We start from the raw sequence: 16,629 nt of genomic DNA, 5'->3' as shown, positions 1-16,629 counted from the left end.
TATACGTAGCAGTTAAAACAAAAATAATTAATTCTCATCAAATACCTTTTATTAACTATACGTACCTTTCATTAAATAGTAACGTTAATATCTTAAAAATCTGTTATGCGTTTATTACTTCTGCTTTGCGTAATATCCTGTTTGTTAGCATCATTTACAAATGCACAAAATGTCCGCCTTGAGGATCACATTTACAATGAGCAAATCAAAACGGTATTGCTTTATCCCGCACTTGAAGATCCGGAAAATCCTGCACGACTTTTAACGCCCGCTATCAAACCGCTGAACAGCGATGCTCCGCTTGTTCTTGAATTTGATGATCTTTCCGGTCAGTTTGAAGGTTATCGCGCAAAAATTATCCATTGCAATGCGGACTGGAGCAAGTCCAACCTGAATGACATTGAGTTTACTTTTGAGTACAATGAATACCCGATCCACAGTTCCGAACAGTCTTTCAGCACCAAAGTGCCGTATTTTCATTACCGGCTTGAATTACCCAAACTGAAATTATCTGGCAATTATGTAGTTTATGTATATGCCGAGCGCGGTCGGAAAGTCGTTCTGAGCCGACGGTTTATGCTGTATGAAAACCGGGTAAATATTGATGCGAAAGCACGCTTTTCACAAGGTATCCAGCAGCAGTTTACAGACCAGCAGATTGATTTTAACATTGATTACAAAGGGTATCCCCTGAATGCGCCGCAGACTGACCTGAAAGTTGTTTTGAGAAAAAACTTTCGCTGGGATCAGATCCGCTCAGGTTTCAAGCCAACCAATGTAAGGCCTTTTGACCAGATTCTTGAATATGCCTTTTTTGACCTCGAAAATACGTTTCCCGGCGGCAATGAATTCCGCTACTTTGACAGTCGTTCGCTGACCGGACGCGGATACGGGATTACGGAAATTGAAAGAACCGATGCATTTACAAGACTGATCCTTTTTCCCGACAAGTTCCGCTCTAACGGTTCTTACATTCAGATTGATGATTTTAACGGCCAGTATGTTGTGGATCAAAAGGAATCCGGACGGGGAAGCATTGAGGCTGATTATACGCCGGTGCTCTTTAACTTGCACATTCCGGAGGAGCCCGGCACAGAGTTTTATGTAAACGGTGCTTTTAATCTCTGGCAGCTGAACGACCGCAACCGGATGACTTACAATCCGGTTACAAATGCCTACGAAGTGGAAATCATGCTAAAACAAGGCGTGATCAATTATGACTATACGATGGTGAAAGAAGCGGGTGCAAAAGCGGATGAAGCCTACATTGAAGGCAATTATGCACCCACAGAAAACGATTATGATATCCTGGTTTATCACCGTCCGCCAGCTGGCCGCGCCGATCTTCTGGTTGGTTACAGAACAGTAGAATGGAACCGAAGAAGGTAAATCTGTAAAGGATTTTCTGACAACTAAATTGCTCGTTATGAAATTACTTCCAAAGAAGACTTGCCTTGCTCCGCATTTATGGATTACCAATGATGAAAGTCTGATCGTTGATTTCCTTGCAGACCATGAAGAAATGCCCTCGGATTTTGAGCGCGGTCATGTAATTTCATTTTACGAAAAAGAAGACCTGTACCTTGTTTTATACTTCTCCAATCCTGAAGACCGCGGATTTCAGATGTATATCGTTGAAGACTTTTCCGTAAACATTGATCAGCTTTTTTGCCTGAGAGAAATTTTTGCCCGGCTTGTCCGTGAAGGATTAAATGCCGAAGTTCTTAAAAAAGCGCATTACCGCGTGGATTCCATTTTGAGAATGGCCAAGACCTTGCGCGCCGTTATATACAATGACCTTGCCGATTTTCAGGAGGACTGACTTTATATCAATAAGAAAGGAGCAGCGCCAAAGCTGCTCCTTTCTTGTATATAGGCTGAATATATAGGCTTATACATTGAACCGGAAATGCATGATGTCGCCATCTGCAACAACGTACTCTTTGCCTTCAACGGCCATTTTCCCAACTTCCTTTACACCTGCTTCCGTTTTATATTGTTCGTAATCGGCAATTTTGATTACTTCTGCTCGGATAAACCCTTTTTCAAAATCACTATGGATTACGCCGGCCGCCTGCGGTGCTTTCCAGCCTTTTACAATCGTCCACGCGCGCACTTCCTTAACGCCCGCTGTAAAATAAGTAATCAGATTCAAAAGCGCATACGAAGCTTTGATCAGTTTGCTCAATCCCGATTCTTCCAGCCCGTATTCACCCAAAAACATGGCATGCTCTTCCGGATCTTCGATTTCCGAGATCTGCGATTCGATGGCGGCACAAAGGATTATGACATCAGCACCTTCATGCTTTACAGCTTCTTTCAACTTCTCGGAATATTCGTTTCCGGTAAGCATGGAACCTTCGTCCACATTGGCAACGTACAAAACCGGCTTCGCCGTAAGCAACTGCAGATCGCCGATTACAGCTTCTTTGGTTTCCTCGTCAATTTGCAGGCTTCTTGCATTCTTGCCGGCTTCGAGTGTTTCCTTGTACTTTTTCAGCCATTCCAGTTCTGCTTTTGCTTTGGCATCACCGGCTCTGGCTCCTTTTTCGGTACGCTGGATTTTCTTTTCTATAGATTCAAGATCTTTCAGCTGAAGTTCGATATCAATAATTTCCTTGTCAAAAACCGGATCGACACGTCCTTCGACGTGCACGACATTTTCATCCTGAAAACAGCGTACAACATGCACGATGGCGTCTACTTCCCGTATATTGGCCAGAAATTTATTTCCGAGACCGGCGCCTTGGCTTGCGCCTTTCACAAGCCCGGCTATATCGACGAATTCTATGATGGTCGGTATTACTTTCTGCGGCTTCACCAGTTCGGTTAAAATATCCAGACGTTCGTCCGGCACTGTAACGACGCCAACGTTCGGTTCTATAGTACAGAAAGGATAATTTGCAGCTTCGGCTTTACCGGTAGAAATGGCATTAAAAAGAGTGGATTTCCCTACGTTCGGCAATCCAACAATCCCACATTGAAGACTCATATTATAAAGGTATGCAGTGAATAGCAGGCAATCTTCAATGCACAGGCAAAGAACTCCTGACTGCTAAATGATATTTTTGACAAAATTACCATTTAGCGGGTACAAAAACCAAAAGCCTTCGTAAGAGATTGCGAAGGCTTCCATTTTTAGCATCATTTTTTTAATCCCACTTAAGATCCGATTCTCCGACTACATCGACTTCATCGGCTTTGGTTTCGAACTGAGAGAAGTCAACCTCTGGCATCAACTCAGTTTTGACGTGATCCACTGCATCCTTTAACGCATCTACGAACTTATCAAAGTCTTCCTTGTACAAAAACATCTTGTGTTTTTCGTACGTAAAGCCATCGCCCTGAGGATGCCGGCGACTTTCAGTGATCGTTAGATAATAATCGTTGGATCGCGTAGAGCGAACATCGAAGAAGTAAGTCCGTTTTCCTGCCCTGACCCTTTTGGAGTAGATTTGCTCTCTGTCTTCCACTATGATTAGTTTAAATAGGTTTTCAAACGCTAAAATATAAAGTTTATTGCTGCGAACAAAAAAACCTCGGGATATTAGCAATTTGTTAGCATTGAACATCTTAAATTTTCACACCGATTTGCACTTTCACCTTAAAAATTATACGTTTCTTCGAATTTTGTATTACTTTTGAAATTCCCGGGTTTCAAATTCCGCGAAATTCCAGGGCAAACAGGATCCATATAAGGTTGTTCAGCCTTATTCAGTTTCACCTAAATCCAGCGATATGACTTATTATCGTATTCTGATTCTCATCATTTTAGCTTTTGCTGCACAGCCGGACACATTCGCTCAGGTTAAACTAGGCAAAACGGAAACCGGAAATGCATCGTATTACGCAACCCGGTTCAATGGCAAGAAAACTTCATTTGGTGAAGTCCATAACAGCACCGAATTGCTTGCCGCTCACAAGAGTTATCCGCTTAATACAATGCTGGAAGTGACGAATCTTGATAACGATGAAAAAGTAATCGTAAGAGTGAATGATCGGGGGCCTTTTTCCAAAAACCGTGTAGTTGATGTCAGCAAGGAAGCCGCAAGACTGCTTGGAATCATTGCAAAAGGCGTTGCCAATGTTTCGATTCGCGTAGTCGGTATGGAAGGAATGGTTTTACTGGGTTCCAATGAAGACATAGATCCGAAATCCGGCAAGGTAATAACCATGAGAACCAAGCATTAAAATCTTTCCGATGAGCAGCAGGCAGCTTGATTTAGCGAAAGTAAGAGAATTCGGAAATCTGGAATTTCTTGCCAAGCAACTGGTTGAAGGATTTATTACTGGCCTGCACAAATCGCCATTCCACGGCTTTTCTGTCGAATTTGCCGAGCACCAGCTTTATAATACCGGCGAATCCACCCGAAATATTGACTGGAAAGTTTTTGCAAAAAGTGACCGGCTTTATGTAAAACGCTACGAAGAAGAAACCAATCTGCGCTGCCATATTTTACTGGACACATCTTCTTCCATGTATTATCCGGAAGAAAATAACGGCAAAATGACATTCAGCGTGATGGCTGCCGCCAGCCTGACTTATTTGTTGCAGAGACAGAAAGATGCTGTGAGCCTGTGTACATTTTCCGAAAACATTGAAATTCAGACAGCTGTAAAATCCACGCCTTCGCACGTTCATAAAATCATGCTTGAACTGGAAAACCTGCTCCAGTCCAGACGTCCGCTTCTCAAAACTTCCGTTTCTGAAGTACTCCATCAGATCGCAGAAAAAATTCATAAGCGTTCGCTTGTGGTTATTTTCAGTGACATGTTTGACAATCTGGAAAATTCAGACAAGATTTTTTCTGCTTTGCAGCATTTGCGGCACAATCTGCATGAAGTGCTTCTGTTTCATGTTACCGACCGGAAAACCGAAGAGAATTTTTCTTTTGAAAACCGGCCTTACGAATTTATAGACCTTGAAACCGGCGAAAAAATAAAAGTTCAGCCGGATCAGGTCAGAGATTCTTACAAGGAATTTGTCGGCAATTTTTACCAGCAACTCAAATTAAAATGCGGTCAGTACAAAATAGACTTTATTGAAGCGGATATCGCCAAAGGCTTTGATCCGATTCTGATGGCATATCTGGTAAAACACTCCAAAATGCGGTAATTTTTGTCCTGCTTTTTTAAACTTCATTGGTAATTATAAAGATCAGGTATTCAGAAAGAGCGACATAAATAACTGATCCAAATGCGCGACCGGAATAATCTCAATCTTTGACTTTTTCAGATCCAGTCCCTTGCTGTTATACTTCGAGATATAAATCTTCTTGAATCCCAGCTTTTCCGATTCTGAAATCCGGCTTTCAATCCGGTTTACCGCACGCACTTCACCGCCCAGCCCGACTTCGGCAGCAAAACAGACCGACGGCGCAATGAATTTATCTTCATAAGATGAAACAATGGAAGCCACAACGGCAAGGTCTATAGCCGGATCTTCCACTTTTAACCCGCCGGCAACATTCAGGAAAACATCCTGCACGCCCAGCCGGAACCCGCCGCGTTTTTCAAGTACGGCAAGCAGCATCTGCAGCCGCTTGGCGTCAAAACCCGTACTGCTCCGCTGCGGCGTTCCGTAAGTAGCCACACTCACAAGCGACTGGATTTCAACGAGCAGCGGCCTGTTGCCTTCCATCATGGAGCCGATCGCAATTCCGCTGACGGGTTCGTCGCGCTGAGAAATAAGGATTTCGGACGGATTGCTTACCTGCCGGAGACCGGAGCCCAGCATTTCATAAATTCCGAGTTCGGAAGTACTGCCGAAGCGGTTTTTAATGGTACGTAAAATCCGATACGTATTATGCCGGTCACCTTCAAACTGCAAAACGGTATCCACCATATGTTCCAGCACTTTTGGACCTGCAAGCGAGCCGTCTTTGGTGATATGGCCGATCAGAAATACGGGAACACCCGTTTCCTTTGCATATTTCATGAATTCCGCCGTACATTCCCGCACCTGTGAGACACTCCCCGCACCCGATTCAATGTATGTCGATTGCATCGTCTGAATGGAATCCACGATCAGGATTTCGGGCTGGAAATCTTCAATCTGCCGGAAAATATTCTGTGTATGCGTTTCTGTAAAAATATAGCAGCGGTCACTTTTGGAAGTCATTCTTTCCGCCCGCATTTTAATCTGCTGTTCCGATTCCTCACCGGAGACGTACAAAACCTTTTTGTTGGCAAGCGTCAGAGCGATCTGAAGCATCAACGTAGACTTTCCGATTCCAGGTTCTCCGCCGATCAGCACAAGAGAACCCTGAACGATACCTCCGCCCAGAACCCGGTTCAGTTCGCCATCAAGCGTTTCAATTCTTGGTTCGTTCTCGTATTCTATTTCGGCAATGGCCCGCGGCCGGCTAGCGAGGTTTACGCCTTTAAAAGTGACTGTCGGCTTTTTATCTTCTTTTTCAATAACTTCCTGAACAAACGTATTCCATTCACCGCAGGCCGGACAGCGCCCCACCCATTTAGGAGAATTATATCCGCATTCTTGGCAAAAATATGCTGTTTTGGCTTTGGCCATAAGTAGAAAAGTATAATTTAGATTAGCTTATTAATAACAAGAATCGAGACATAAATATCCAAATATTCGCATGTTTTGGCCATCATTTCAAAAAAAATAATGGCAAGGTACAGTTTTCTTCCTTTCAGCGTTATTATCCAGTTTTACTTAAAAAATGATATTATCCATGAACATCCTGAAAAAAGTAGCCTGCATCTGTTTGTTGTGCATTTTTGCGGCTTCAACCGTGAAAGCGCAGAAAAAAGGCTTTGCATTTGGAATTAAGGGAGGTGTAAATCTTTCACGCCTGACGATGGGAGATGTTTTTACGACACGCTATGACGACAACGGAAACCCGTATCTGGGCTATGATGGAAAGGAAGTAAAGGATAATCTGAAACAAAGCTTCAGTACAAGAACAGGTGCCGTTGGTGGAATTTATATGCGATTCGGCCGTACGATATTCATTCAGCCCGAAGTACTGGTTTCTACCAAAGGCGGCTCTTTTGAAATCGTACAAATGGATCGGGAACAACCAGTAAGCAAAACAGTTGATATCAAATACAGCAATATTGATGTTCCGTTGCTGATCGGGCTTAAAGGCGGGCCGATCCGGATTCTGGCGGGGCCGGTTACTTCTTTCAGGATCGGGGACAATCAGCGTTTAAGGGATGCTTTCAAACAATATACTTCGGATTTGAACAATGCATTGTCCGAAGCGAGTTTCGGGTATCAGCTCGGTGCCGGTATTGATATAGGAAATATAAGCCTGGATGTAAGAAAAGAGGGCTCATTTACAAACCTTGCCTCTTTTCAGGTAAATGGCCAGTCCGTTGGAGGAGGCAATGCGTCCGTAAAACAGAAAATCAGTTCGTGGCAGGTTACTTTGGGGCTCAAGCTGCTATAAAACTCATAAAGGTTATAAAACAAAACAAGCAGCCTTCGATCAAGCGATGGCTGCTGTTTTTATGAATAACCCACTAATTTAATTCACTATAAGACTTACGCGCTGATACGAAGGTTGGAATGATCCAGCAATCCGGTGATTTCTTTTATTTTACGGCGAGAAACCACTACTTCTTTTCCGCAGGATAATTTGAGCAGACGGTCATCTTCCAGACGTTCCACAACGTAATCCACATTCACAAGGTACGATTTGTGTACACGCATGAAGTTGGGATTCAATTGTTCAGCAAGCGATTTTAAAGTTCTTGAAACCAGGTATTTTTTCCCGGTATTTGTATATATATACGTATAGTTTCCCTCACCTTCCAGGAAGATGATTACGTCAGGAGTCAAAAAAACAGTTCTGCCCATCGACTGAACCGAGATGGAAGCCTTGCTGTCATTCAAGCTTTTTTCTGACAGATTAGGGCGAACGATACTTGTAAAATTTTTCATGTTAAGTAAGGCTAATAAATGTTTTTGTTTCTTGTATCAAAATTAACATTTAGCCTAAATGTAAGAAATACGTAAAAATACTTACATATCAACAATGTGCTGAATTACAATTACTTAACATGGATGAACATTACAAAAAGGCGTAACTGAACTTACTAAAACACGTAATTTTACCTACTCCGGAAACCATGGATTTGAAGCAAAGTCCACCGAAACGGACATAAGAATACGGGTTCTCTCCGATGTAGGCTCAACTTTAATTATCTTTGCCGTGTTTTAGTAAGCATGCTGCGTATAAATTGCGTCATGAAGCATGACTGAACAAAATGCTGTTACCGTCTTTAAGACAGACAGCTTACTTGCAACTGATACAAAAAAAGTGATATGATTACCGAACGGGTAAAGGAATTAATCTCGGAAATTGAACAGGTTACAATAACCAGCAAAGAACAGCTGGAAGCGTTCAGATTGAAATACATCAGTAAAAAAGGTGTTGTTACAGAACTTTTTGAAGGTCTGAAAAATGTACCGCAGGAAGACAGGCGTACGGTTGGGCAGGAACTGAACACGCTTAAAAACCTGGCGCAAAACCGCTTTCAGGAATTTTCAGCCATTCTCGAAAATACTCTGGAAGAAAATTCGGTTACGGCTCAGGACCTTACTTTGCCCGTGGTTCCCAATCTTCAGGGCAGCCTGCATCCGCTGACCATCGTACGCCGCAGGATCATTGAAATATTCGAACGCATGGGCTTCAATGTTTCCTACGGGCCCGAAATCGAGAAAGACTGGTATAATTTCAGTGCGCTGAACTTTGCAGATAACCATCCCGCGCGTGAAATGCAGGATACATTTTTTATCTCGAAAAGTGAAAATGACGTAAAAGAAGATGTTTTACTGAGAACGCATACGTCCAATGTTCAGGTGCGCCTGATGGAAAGGCAGAAATTACCGATCCGGTCCATCATGCCAGGAAGGGTATTCCGGAACGAAGCGATTTCGGCTCGTGCGCACTGCGTTTTTCATCAGGTGGAAGGCTTGTATGTGGATAAAAATGTGAGCTTCAAAGACTTGAAAGATACTTTATACCATTTTGCCAAGGAAATGTTCGGGAAAGACTCGAAAATCCGTTTGCGTCCCTCCTACTTTCCGTTTACAGAGCCAAGCGCTGAAATTGACGTAACCTGTTTTATATGCAAGGGCGTAGGCTGCAACGTATGCAAGCATAGCGGCTGGGTGGAAATTGCCGGATCAGGCATGGTGGATCCGAACGTACTTGAAAACTGCGGAATAAACAGCGAGGAATATACCGGATTTGCCTTCGGAATGGGAATTGAAAGGATTACAATGCTGCGTTACGGAATCAATGACCTCCGATTGTTTACCGAAAACGACGTAAGATTCTTAAGACAGTTTGAAGGTGCCTGACTTTTTCATCAGAGCAGATTCCAGTGATCTGCTCTGATGAAAAAACCCATATTAAAATCTTGTTTCCAGATAATAGGGAAGCATTCTTTGCCATACCCACCAATCATGCGGCATGTCGCTTCCCCAGATATCAAGTTCATGCGGCACATTTTTGGATGTCAGGATCATGGAAATCTGCCTTGAATATTCCGGCACTTCGTACGCGCCCGAGCCGGTTATAAAATGAATGTGACGGCTTTCTCTGTACATGGACAAGTGCCATTCTGCTTTCAGCTGCGGCAGATAATGAACAGGCGAATTGAAATAGACATTATCGTCGTGATAACCTTCAGTATAAACACTCAGATCGTAACATCCGCTCATTGCAATTACGCCATGGATATAATCCGGATGCTTAAAGAAAAGATTGGCCGCATGCATGGCTCCGAATGACGCACCGCCTGCAATGATTTCGTTCGTTGGACTTGAATTTTCCTTAATAAACGGAATCACTTCCCGGATCACATAATCATTAAAAAGCTGATGTCTGATTGCCTTGTCATAACCATGCATGTACGGATTGAGCCAGCTTTCCGAATTAATGCTGTTGATACAGTATACCTTTACTTTTCCTGAATCGATAAACGGCTGGATACTTTCTATAAGTCCTTTTTCTTCATATTCCAGGAAGTTTGAAGCTGCAGTCGGGATCAGCAGCAATGCAAACCCGTAATGTCCGTATACTGCAATATCCATATGTTCATTCAGTGACGGACTAAACCAGCCTGTTACCTCACGTTGCATTTTGTTTTCATTTAAGTTGCTGTAATTCATTTAAAATCAGGAATGTCCATTCCCGGATTTCTGAATCGGAACAATCATTTTCCTTGATGTTTACAGCAACAAGCATGATCATTTCAATACAAAACCCAGGTATCCTTCCCTCCTCCTCCTTGCGACGAGTTAACAACCAGCGAACCCTTTCTCAGGGCTACTCTCGTCAAACCGCCCGGTATTACGCTGATATCATCTCCATATAAAATATAAGGGCGCAAATCCACATGCCGCCCTTCTGCGTGTCCGTCCACCATGCACGGCACGCGTGAAAGGGAAATGGTGGGCTGTGCAATGTAATTACGCGGATTGTTTCTTATTTTTTCCCTGAACTGCTCATGTTCCTCTTCAGTCGCCTTCGGACCGATCAGCATGCCATATCCGCCGGCTTCATTGGCTTCTTTTACAACCAGCTGCGAAATATTTTCCAGAACATAATTGAAGTCTTCTTCTTCTCCGCATATGTAGGTTTTCACATTGGGTATGATGGCTTCTTCTCCAAGGTAATATTTGATAATCCGGGGAACATATGCGTACACTACTTTATCGTCGGCCACACCGGTTCCGGGCGCGTTGGCCAGCGCCACGCGACCTTTTTTATAAACCTCGAAAATGCCCGGAATGCCGATCAGCGAATCGGGATTAAATGCATCCGGGTCCATAAAAGTGTCGTCAATACGACGGTAAATCACATCCACGATCTGAAGACCGTTGGTTGTACGCATTTTCACATAGCCGTCCGAAACCACAAGATCACGCGCGTCCACCAGTTCAACGCCCATTTGCTGCGCAAGATAGGAATGCTCGAAATAAGCGGAATTGTAAATACCCGGCGTCAGCACCGCAACGGTCGGATTTGGCCTGTCGGCCAGATGCTGCAACATCTGCAACAGCCTTGTCGGATAATCGGAAACCGGCCTTACGCCCGTACGCGCCAGCACATCCGGAAAAATCTGCTTTGAAAGCTCCCGGTTTTCCAGCATGTAGGAAACGCCGGAAGGACAGCGGAGGTTATCTTCCAGAACCATAAACGTGCCGTCTTCGCCCTTGATAAGATCCGTACCGGTAATATGGCACCAGATTCCCTTTGGCGGTTTCAGGCCGATACAAGGCCGTAGAAAACATTTGCTGGATTCGATCAGTTCACGCGGGACAACGCCGTCGTTGAGTATATTCTGTTCATTGTACACATCGTCAATAAACATGTTCAGTGCCTTGATCCGCTGTTTCAATCCTTTTTCCAGCCATTCCCATTCGGCATTGGAAAGTACACGCGGAATGATGTCAATCGGCATGATGCGCTCGGTTCCTTCCCCTTCAGAATAAACATTGAAAGTAATCCCCATTGAAAGCAGGGCACGCTCCGTTGCAAGCTGGCGGTTTGTAAGATCTTCGTGTGTCAGGTTTTCAAATTTGTTCTTTAAATGTTCATAGCCCGGCCGTATTTCTCCCTCTGGGGTGAACATCTCATCGAAGAAATTTTCGCTTTGATAATTTGAAAATGAAAAATTCATACAATACAAAATTTGAATAAGTATATTTCAATTATTTACAGAACAATATATGGTCAATGTTTGACTATACAAAACAATCTGCACTTACATTCCTTTTCCGATTCTGTAATCTCATCTTTATTTATACACTTATACTTTCATCCTGACTTTGAAAAAAAGCTGAACACACGAGCCGGCCAGCCGCCAATGCTTTTGTTTTAAATGTTAAAATCAGGCGGTTGGTTCCTGCTCCATATTATTTTTCTGACCGGCAAATACGCATTACAGAAACGTTTGCACTTTCTTTGTACACTGAAATGACTGGAAAATAGCAAATGTCATTAATCCACTATGCACAAAAACTGGTTACTTGCACTCGGAATGGTTTTCGGCTGGACACTTACAGGCTGGTCGCAGCACTTGCCGGGAGCTTCCATGGGAAATTATGCGGGGACCAACGCGCTATACCATAATCCGGCATTTGTTGCCGACAGCAGGTACCGGGCTTATATCAATGTGGCTGCAACACAGCTTTATACGGCCAATAATCATGTCAGGTATGAAGCACCTTTTTCATTTCTGAATCTACTGACCAATACGGTTTCTGCCAAATACCGCAGCAACCGGGGCGTAGTACAGTTTCCACGCTCCTATCTCGGCGAAAAACTGAACGGCAATTTTAAGTACATGAATGCAGGCGGCGATACGCGGCTTCCATCCGTTATGTTCAACATGCTGAAAGGAAAACTGGGTGCTGCTGTACTGCTGCGGGCAAGATATATCCTGAATGCTTCCGGAATAACTGAAGATCTGGCCAGACTGATCAGCAAGACGACGCAGCTGAAAGCATTGCAGGGCCCGGTTTTCAATAACCAGTCCGGACAACTTCATTTTAACGGACTGGGCGAAATTGCTTTTACACTGGGCGGCGTGGTGATGGACAATGAAACCGATTTTCTGAAAGTCGGTGTAACGCTGAAAGGACTGCTGGGACTTTACAACGCACATGCCATCATTGAAAATTCATCTTTCAACGTTTTGCCCGATTCATCCTGGGAAAACAAGCGCCAGTATATCAATATCAATGAGATCAATGTGCGCTATGCCATGACGCGCGACGAAGGCCTGGCTCCAAGCGGCAGGCCGCCCGGTATAGGCTGGGGCTTTGATGTCGGTGCAGTGTACGAATACCGGCCGGATGTCAGCAAATACAGTTATTACGAAAAAGGAGAACGTAAAAAGGATCATTCAAAAAACAAATACCTGTACCGCATCGCGGTTTCATTAACAGATATCGGCCGTGTCCGTTTCAACAATCCGGCATATCTGTTGCAGCAGGAAACGCACACAACCAACAAGGAATTCAGGTTTGATGATTTTCAGAAACTGGACGGATCGGAAGGATTTTTCAATGCCATCAATAATTCACTGGACGGCGGCCCGACGATTGCACCGGATTTCCGTTCCGTTCTGCCGGCAGCATTTCAGGCGAGTGTGGATTACAACGTCAAACCCAATGTATATGTAAGCGGATTGTGGGTGCAGAACCTTGTTCCGCAAAAGGCATTTGGCATGAAAGCTGAATCCACTGTTTCGGTAACGCCGCGTTATGAGCATAAATGGTACGAATTATCGGTTCCGCTTTCGCTGATGAACCGCTACCGTTCGCCGGCAATCGGATTGGCAGGCCGCGCCGGGCCGCTGTGGATCGGGACGGATCATCTGGCCGGCTTGTTGAATATCGGAAATCCGAAAGCGTTTAACGTTTACTTCGGAATAGCGGCAGGCATTTACCACAAATCGCCGGAATCGCAGAACAAATGCTGGCCGCCGCAGGATTCGTGGCTGAGGCGCATTTTCAGCAAACGATAAATGCCCGTAATTCGTTGATGCTATAAGTGGCATAATTTTGCTAATTTATGCCATTGATAATAAAAATATTTTGACAATGAGAGAAATAGAAAAAACCAAGGAAGAATGGCGGAAAGAACTCACCGGGCAGCAATGCTTTGTTCTTTTTGAAAAAGGTACGGAAAGACCGTTTTCGCATCCATATAATGACAATAAAGAAAATGGAACTTACGTTTGTGCAGCATGCGGAACGCCATTGTTCAGTTCGGAAACCAAATTTGATTCCGGAACAGGATGGCCAAGTTTTTTTCAGCCTGTAGCTTCCGGCAATGTGGAAGAAATAGTGGATAAAAGCCACGGCATGACGCGCACCGAAGTAGTTTGCCGTACATGCGGCGGACATCTCGGCCATGTTTTTGACGACGGCCCGCGTCCTACCGGCCTGCGTTACTGCATGAACGGCGCTGCCCTGAAATTCGAGAAAGCGGAATAGCATCATTACACAAAAGCCGGATCTGGTCAGATATATCCGGCTTTTGCTATCTTTGAATTCCAGCGAACAGGAAAGTTGGCAGGAAATTATACCGATCAATTTATTATAAATTACAGGCAATGTTCCAAAACCTTGGGAATCAGCTTTCGACATTCATTAACCGTACTGCCTACAAGCTAACTTCGTTAATAACCGGCAAGGAACGAGCTGACTCATTTTTTTTGTCATACCGTAGAAAGAAACAAGCATTCAGGAACTGGCGGGAAGAAACCATAGATGTACATTCTGCTTACTACCGGCCGATCAAGTTTATCTGGAAAACTTTCATTTACGGTTTTCTGACGTTTGCTGCTTATATTTTCTGCGTTGAAACCAATTTTCTCTGGCTGATGGGCAGCATGCCCAGCGTGGAAGATCTTCAGAACCCGAAGGTGGCGCAGTCTTCCGAAATTTATACCGCAGACGGCGTGATGATCGGTAAATTCTATACGGAAAACCGTACGCCCGTCACCGCAAAAATGATTTCCCCGAACCTGATCAAGGCACTGATTGCAACTGAAGACGTTCGTTTTTACAAGCATTCCGGAATTGATTACAAGGCCATGGCCAGCGTTGCGGTCGGAATTATAACCGGCGCAACGGATCGCGGCGGCGGAAGTACGATCACGCAACAGCTGGCAAAAAAACTTTTTAAAACCAGGAAAACGGATGCACGCGGCTTTCTGGGTTACGTTCCGGGATTTGGTACGCTGATTTATAAAACCAAGGAATGGCTTACGGCGATCAAACTGGAACGGAATTTCACTAAAGAAGAAATTCTGACCATGTATTTCAATACCGTTGATTACGGCAACAATACGTATGGAATCAATACGGCCGCACAATCCTATTTCAGCAAATCGCCCGACAGCCTCAACATTCAGGAATCTGCTGTGCTCGTCGGATTACAGAAAGCAACAACAACTTATAATCCGATCCGAAACAAAAAGCGCTCGCTGGAACGCCGAAACGTTGTAATCGGGCAAATGCAGAAGTACGGATTCATCAGCGCCAGACAGGCCGATTCCATCAGTGCATTGCCGATTGAGCTGAAAACAAAGTTTGAAACGCCGTACGACGGAAACGCCAATTACTTTAAAAACGCCGTTGTCGATTTTGTAAGAAAATGGGGCGACGAAAATGGATACGACCTTTATACCGACGGTCTTCGAATCTACACGACTATCGATTCCCGCATGCAGGCGGATGCGGAAGAAGCCATGACGCAGAAAATGAAACAGCTTCAGCGCGTATTTGAAGCACATTGGGGCAAGCAAAATCCATGGATTGACGAACAGGGAAAGGAAATCCCGGACTTTCTTGAAAATGTCGTTAAAAGAACAAGCAAGTATAAAAATCTCGCAGCCAAATTCCCAAACCAGCCCGACAGCATCCGACATTATCTTAACAAAAAGGATACCATGACGGTTTACGACTGGAAAAACAGCAGCGAAATGAAGAAGTACTGGAGTTCCATGGATTCGCTGGATTATTACAAAAGAGTGCTAAGAGCCGGCATGATGGCCATGAGCCCGCAAACCGGGCAGATCAAAGCGTGGGTGGGCGGTCTGGATTATAACTATTTCAAATACGATGCAGTAAAACAAGGCAAAAGACAGCCAGGCTCTACTTTCAAGCCATTTGTTTACACGACTGCGATTGATGATCCGAACTTCAATATGACCCCGTGCGATCAGATTGTGGACAAGCCATTTGAAAAGAAATACATGGAAGACGGCGTGGAAAAAGAATGGAAGCCAAGAAATGCAACCGGCACCTTTTCTTATTCCAACATGACGCTGAAACGTGCGCTTGCGCAATCCATCAATTCCGTCACTGCTCAACTGACCGATCAGGTCGGGCCGGCCAATGTTGCCAGTTATGCCAAAAAAATGGGGATTACAACCCCGCTGGAACCGCTTCCTTCCATTGGTCTGGGGCCGTTTGATGTTTCGCTTTATGATATGGTTGCCGCTTATTGCGTATTTGTAAACAGCGGAACTTACACGCAGCCTATCCTGGTCACCAAAATCGAAGACAGTAACGGAAAGGTTATTGAGGAATTTCAGCCGGAGCACCGGCAGGCAATCAGTCCGGAATCTGCATTTCTGATGGTTCAGATGCTGAAAGGCGGCGTGGAAGAGCCGGGCGGAACGTCCGGAAGTATCCGCTGGAAATTTGACGTAACCAAAAACGGAAACGAAATCGGCGGCAAAACCGGAACTACATCCAATAACTCCGACGGCTGGTTTATGTGCATTACCCGTGACCTTGTCGTTGGCGCATGGGTGGGCGGCGATGACAGAAGCATTCACTTCCGGACAACAAATCTGGGCGAAGGCGCAAAAACCGCTTTGCCGATTGTCGGCAGTTTTCTCGAAAAGATTTACAAGGATAAATCCAATGGTATTGAACCCGGGCCGTTTCCAAAACCGAGTTTCAAAGTTGCAAAAACGTACAATTGCCCGACTTATTACCAACGTTACGAAAGTGATTCGCTAGGCTCAGAAGGCGACAGCACGCCTGCCAAAAGAAACGACGAAGATGAATTTTTGATCGGGCCGCCGCCGATCCCGCTGGATACCGGCAGTGCCAACTGATCA

At 44.5% G+C, this 16,629-nt stretch carries 15 protein-coding genes; 9 read left to right on the top strand and 6 right to left on the bottom strand.

Annotated elements, in window-relative coordinates:
* Positions 1-105: 105 nt before the first annotated feature.
* Positions 106-1,389: a type IX secretion system plug protein gene (locus tag FEM55_RS12670; RefSeq protein WP_138281748.1), complete on the top strand. Its 1,284-nt coding sequence runs from the start codon at positions 106-108 to the stop codon at positions 1,387-1,389.
* A gap of 37 nt (positions 1,390-1,426) precedes the next feature.
* On the top strand, positions 1,427-1,822 hold the full coding sequence (locus FEM55_RS12665) for a hypothetical protein (RefSeq protein WP_138281747.1): 396 nt from the start codon (positions 1,427-1,429) through the stop codon (positions 1,820-1,822).
* Positions 1,823-1,891: 69 nt separating this feature from the next.
* On the opposite strand, the gene ychF is transcribed toward FEM55_RS12665, so the two are convergent.
* Together ychF and FEM55_RS12655 are read right to left on the bottom strand one after the other, a co-directional pair.
* A complete protein-coding gene (ychF, locus tag FEM55_RS12660; RefSeq protein ID WP_138281746.1) occupies positions 1,892-2,992 on the bottom strand; it encodes a redox-regulated ATPase YchF in 1,101 nt (366 codons plus the stop codon).
* Between the two features lie 160 nt (positions 2,993-3,152).
* Positions 3,153-3,473, bottom strand: coding sequence for a DUF3276 family protein (locus FEM55_RS12655; RefSeq protein ID WP_229204180.1), 321 nt, complete (start codon positions 3,471-3,473; stop codon positions 3,153-3,155).
* A gap of 265 nt (positions 3,474-3,738) precedes the next feature.
* On the opposite strand from FEM55_RS12655, the gene FEM55_RS12650 reads away from it, so the two are divergent.
* Positions 3,739-4,191: a septal ring lytic transglycosylase RlpA family protein gene (locus tag FEM55_RS12650; RefSeq protein ID WP_138281745.1), complete on the top strand. Its 453-nt coding sequence runs from the start codon at positions 3,739-3,741 to the stop codon at positions 4,189-4,191.
* A gap of 10 nt (positions 4,192-4,201) precedes the next feature.
* Entirely contained in the window at positions 4,202-5,116 is a 915-nt protein-coding gene (locus tag FEM55_RS12645; protein ID WP_138281744.1) for a DUF58 domain-containing protein, read from the top strand.
* Between the two features lie 42 nt (positions 5,117-5,158).
* Here the strand turns inward: FEM55_RS12645 and radA are convergent, their stop codons facing one another.
* Positions 5,159-6,532 (bottom strand): DNA repair protein RadA, encoded by a 1,374-nt coding sequence (radA, locus tag FEM55_RS12640; protein WP_138281743.1) that lies wholly within the window; start codon positions 6,530-6,532, stop codon positions 5,159-5,161.
* Between the two features lie 166 nt (positions 6,533-6,698).
* On the opposite strand from radA, the gene FEM55_RS12635 reads away from it, so the two are divergent.
* Positions 6,699-7,418 (top strand): porin family protein, encoded by a 720-nt coding sequence (locus FEM55_RS12635; RefSeq protein WP_138281742.1) that lies wholly within the window; start codon positions 6,699-6,701, stop codon positions 7,416-7,418.
* Between the two features lie 95 nt (positions 7,419-7,513).
* Here FEM55_RS12635 and FEM55_RS12630 read toward each other — a convergent pair whose 3' ends face one another.
* Positions 7,514-7,912, bottom strand: a complete 399-nt coding sequence (locus FEM55_RS12630; protein WP_229209234.1) for a LytR/AlgR family response regulator transcription factor — start codon at positions 7,910-7,912, stop codon at positions 7,514-7,516.
* A 384-nt stretch (positions 7,913-8,296) separates the two neighbouring features.
* Between FEM55_RS12630 and pheS the strand changes: the two genes are divergently transcribed.
* Positions 8,297-9,337: a phenylalanine--tRNA ligase subunit alpha gene (pheS, locus tag FEM55_RS12625; RefSeq protein ID WP_138281741.1), complete on the top strand. Its 1,041-nt coding sequence runs from the start codon at positions 8,297-8,299 to the stop codon at positions 9,335-9,337.
* Between the two features lie 51 nt (positions 9,338-9,388).
* On the opposite strand, the gene FEM55_RS12620 is transcribed toward pheS, so the two are convergent.
* Positions 9,389-10,120 (bottom strand): esterase family protein, encoded by a 732-nt coding sequence (locus FEM55_RS12620; protein ID WP_138281740.1) that lies wholly within the window; start codon positions 10,118-10,120, stop codon positions 9,389-9,391.
* A gap of 113 nt (positions 10,121-10,233) precedes the next feature.
* Positions 10,234-11,664, bottom strand: a complete 1,431-nt coding sequence (locus tag FEM55_RS12615; RefSeq protein WP_138281739.1) for a circularly permuted type 2 ATP-grasp protein — start codon at positions 11,662-11,664, stop codon at positions 10,234-10,236.
* Between the two features lie 330 nt (positions 11,665-11,994).
* Between FEM55_RS12615 and FEM55_RS12610 the strand changes: the two genes are divergently transcribed.
* From FEM55_RS12610 to FEM55_RS12600, 3 genes are all read left to right on the top strand, one after another.
* Positions 11,995-13,515 carry a DUF5723 family protein gene (locus FEM55_RS12610; protein WP_138281738.1) on the top strand — a complete coding sequence of 507 codons (1,521 nt, stop codon included), beginning with the start codon at positions 11,995-11,997 and terminating at the stop codon, positions 13,513-13,515.
* A gap of 76 nt (positions 13,516-13,591) precedes the next feature.
* Positions 13,592-13,987, top strand: a complete 396-nt coding sequence (gene msrB, locus FEM55_RS12605) for a peptide-methionine (R)-S-oxide reductase MsrB (RefSeq protein WP_138281737.1) — start codon at positions 13,592-13,594, stop codon at positions 13,985-13,987.
* Between the two features lie 119 nt (positions 13,988-14,106).
* Complete coding sequence (locus tag FEM55_RS12600; protein WP_138281736.1) at positions 14,107-16,626, top strand: penicillin-binding protein 1A; 2,520 nt, start codon at positions 14,107-14,109, stop codon at positions 16,624-16,626.
* The last annotated feature ends 3 nt before the right edge of the window (positions 16,627-16,629 follow it).

Origin of the sequence: Dyadobacter sediminis (assembly GCF_005860765.1) — a bacterium.
GTDB classification, from domain to species: Bacteria; Bacteroidota; Bacteroidia; order Cytophagales; family Spirosomataceae; genus Dyadobacter; species Dyadobacter sediminis.
This window is presented reverse-complemented; position numbering and strand designations above follow the sequence as displayed.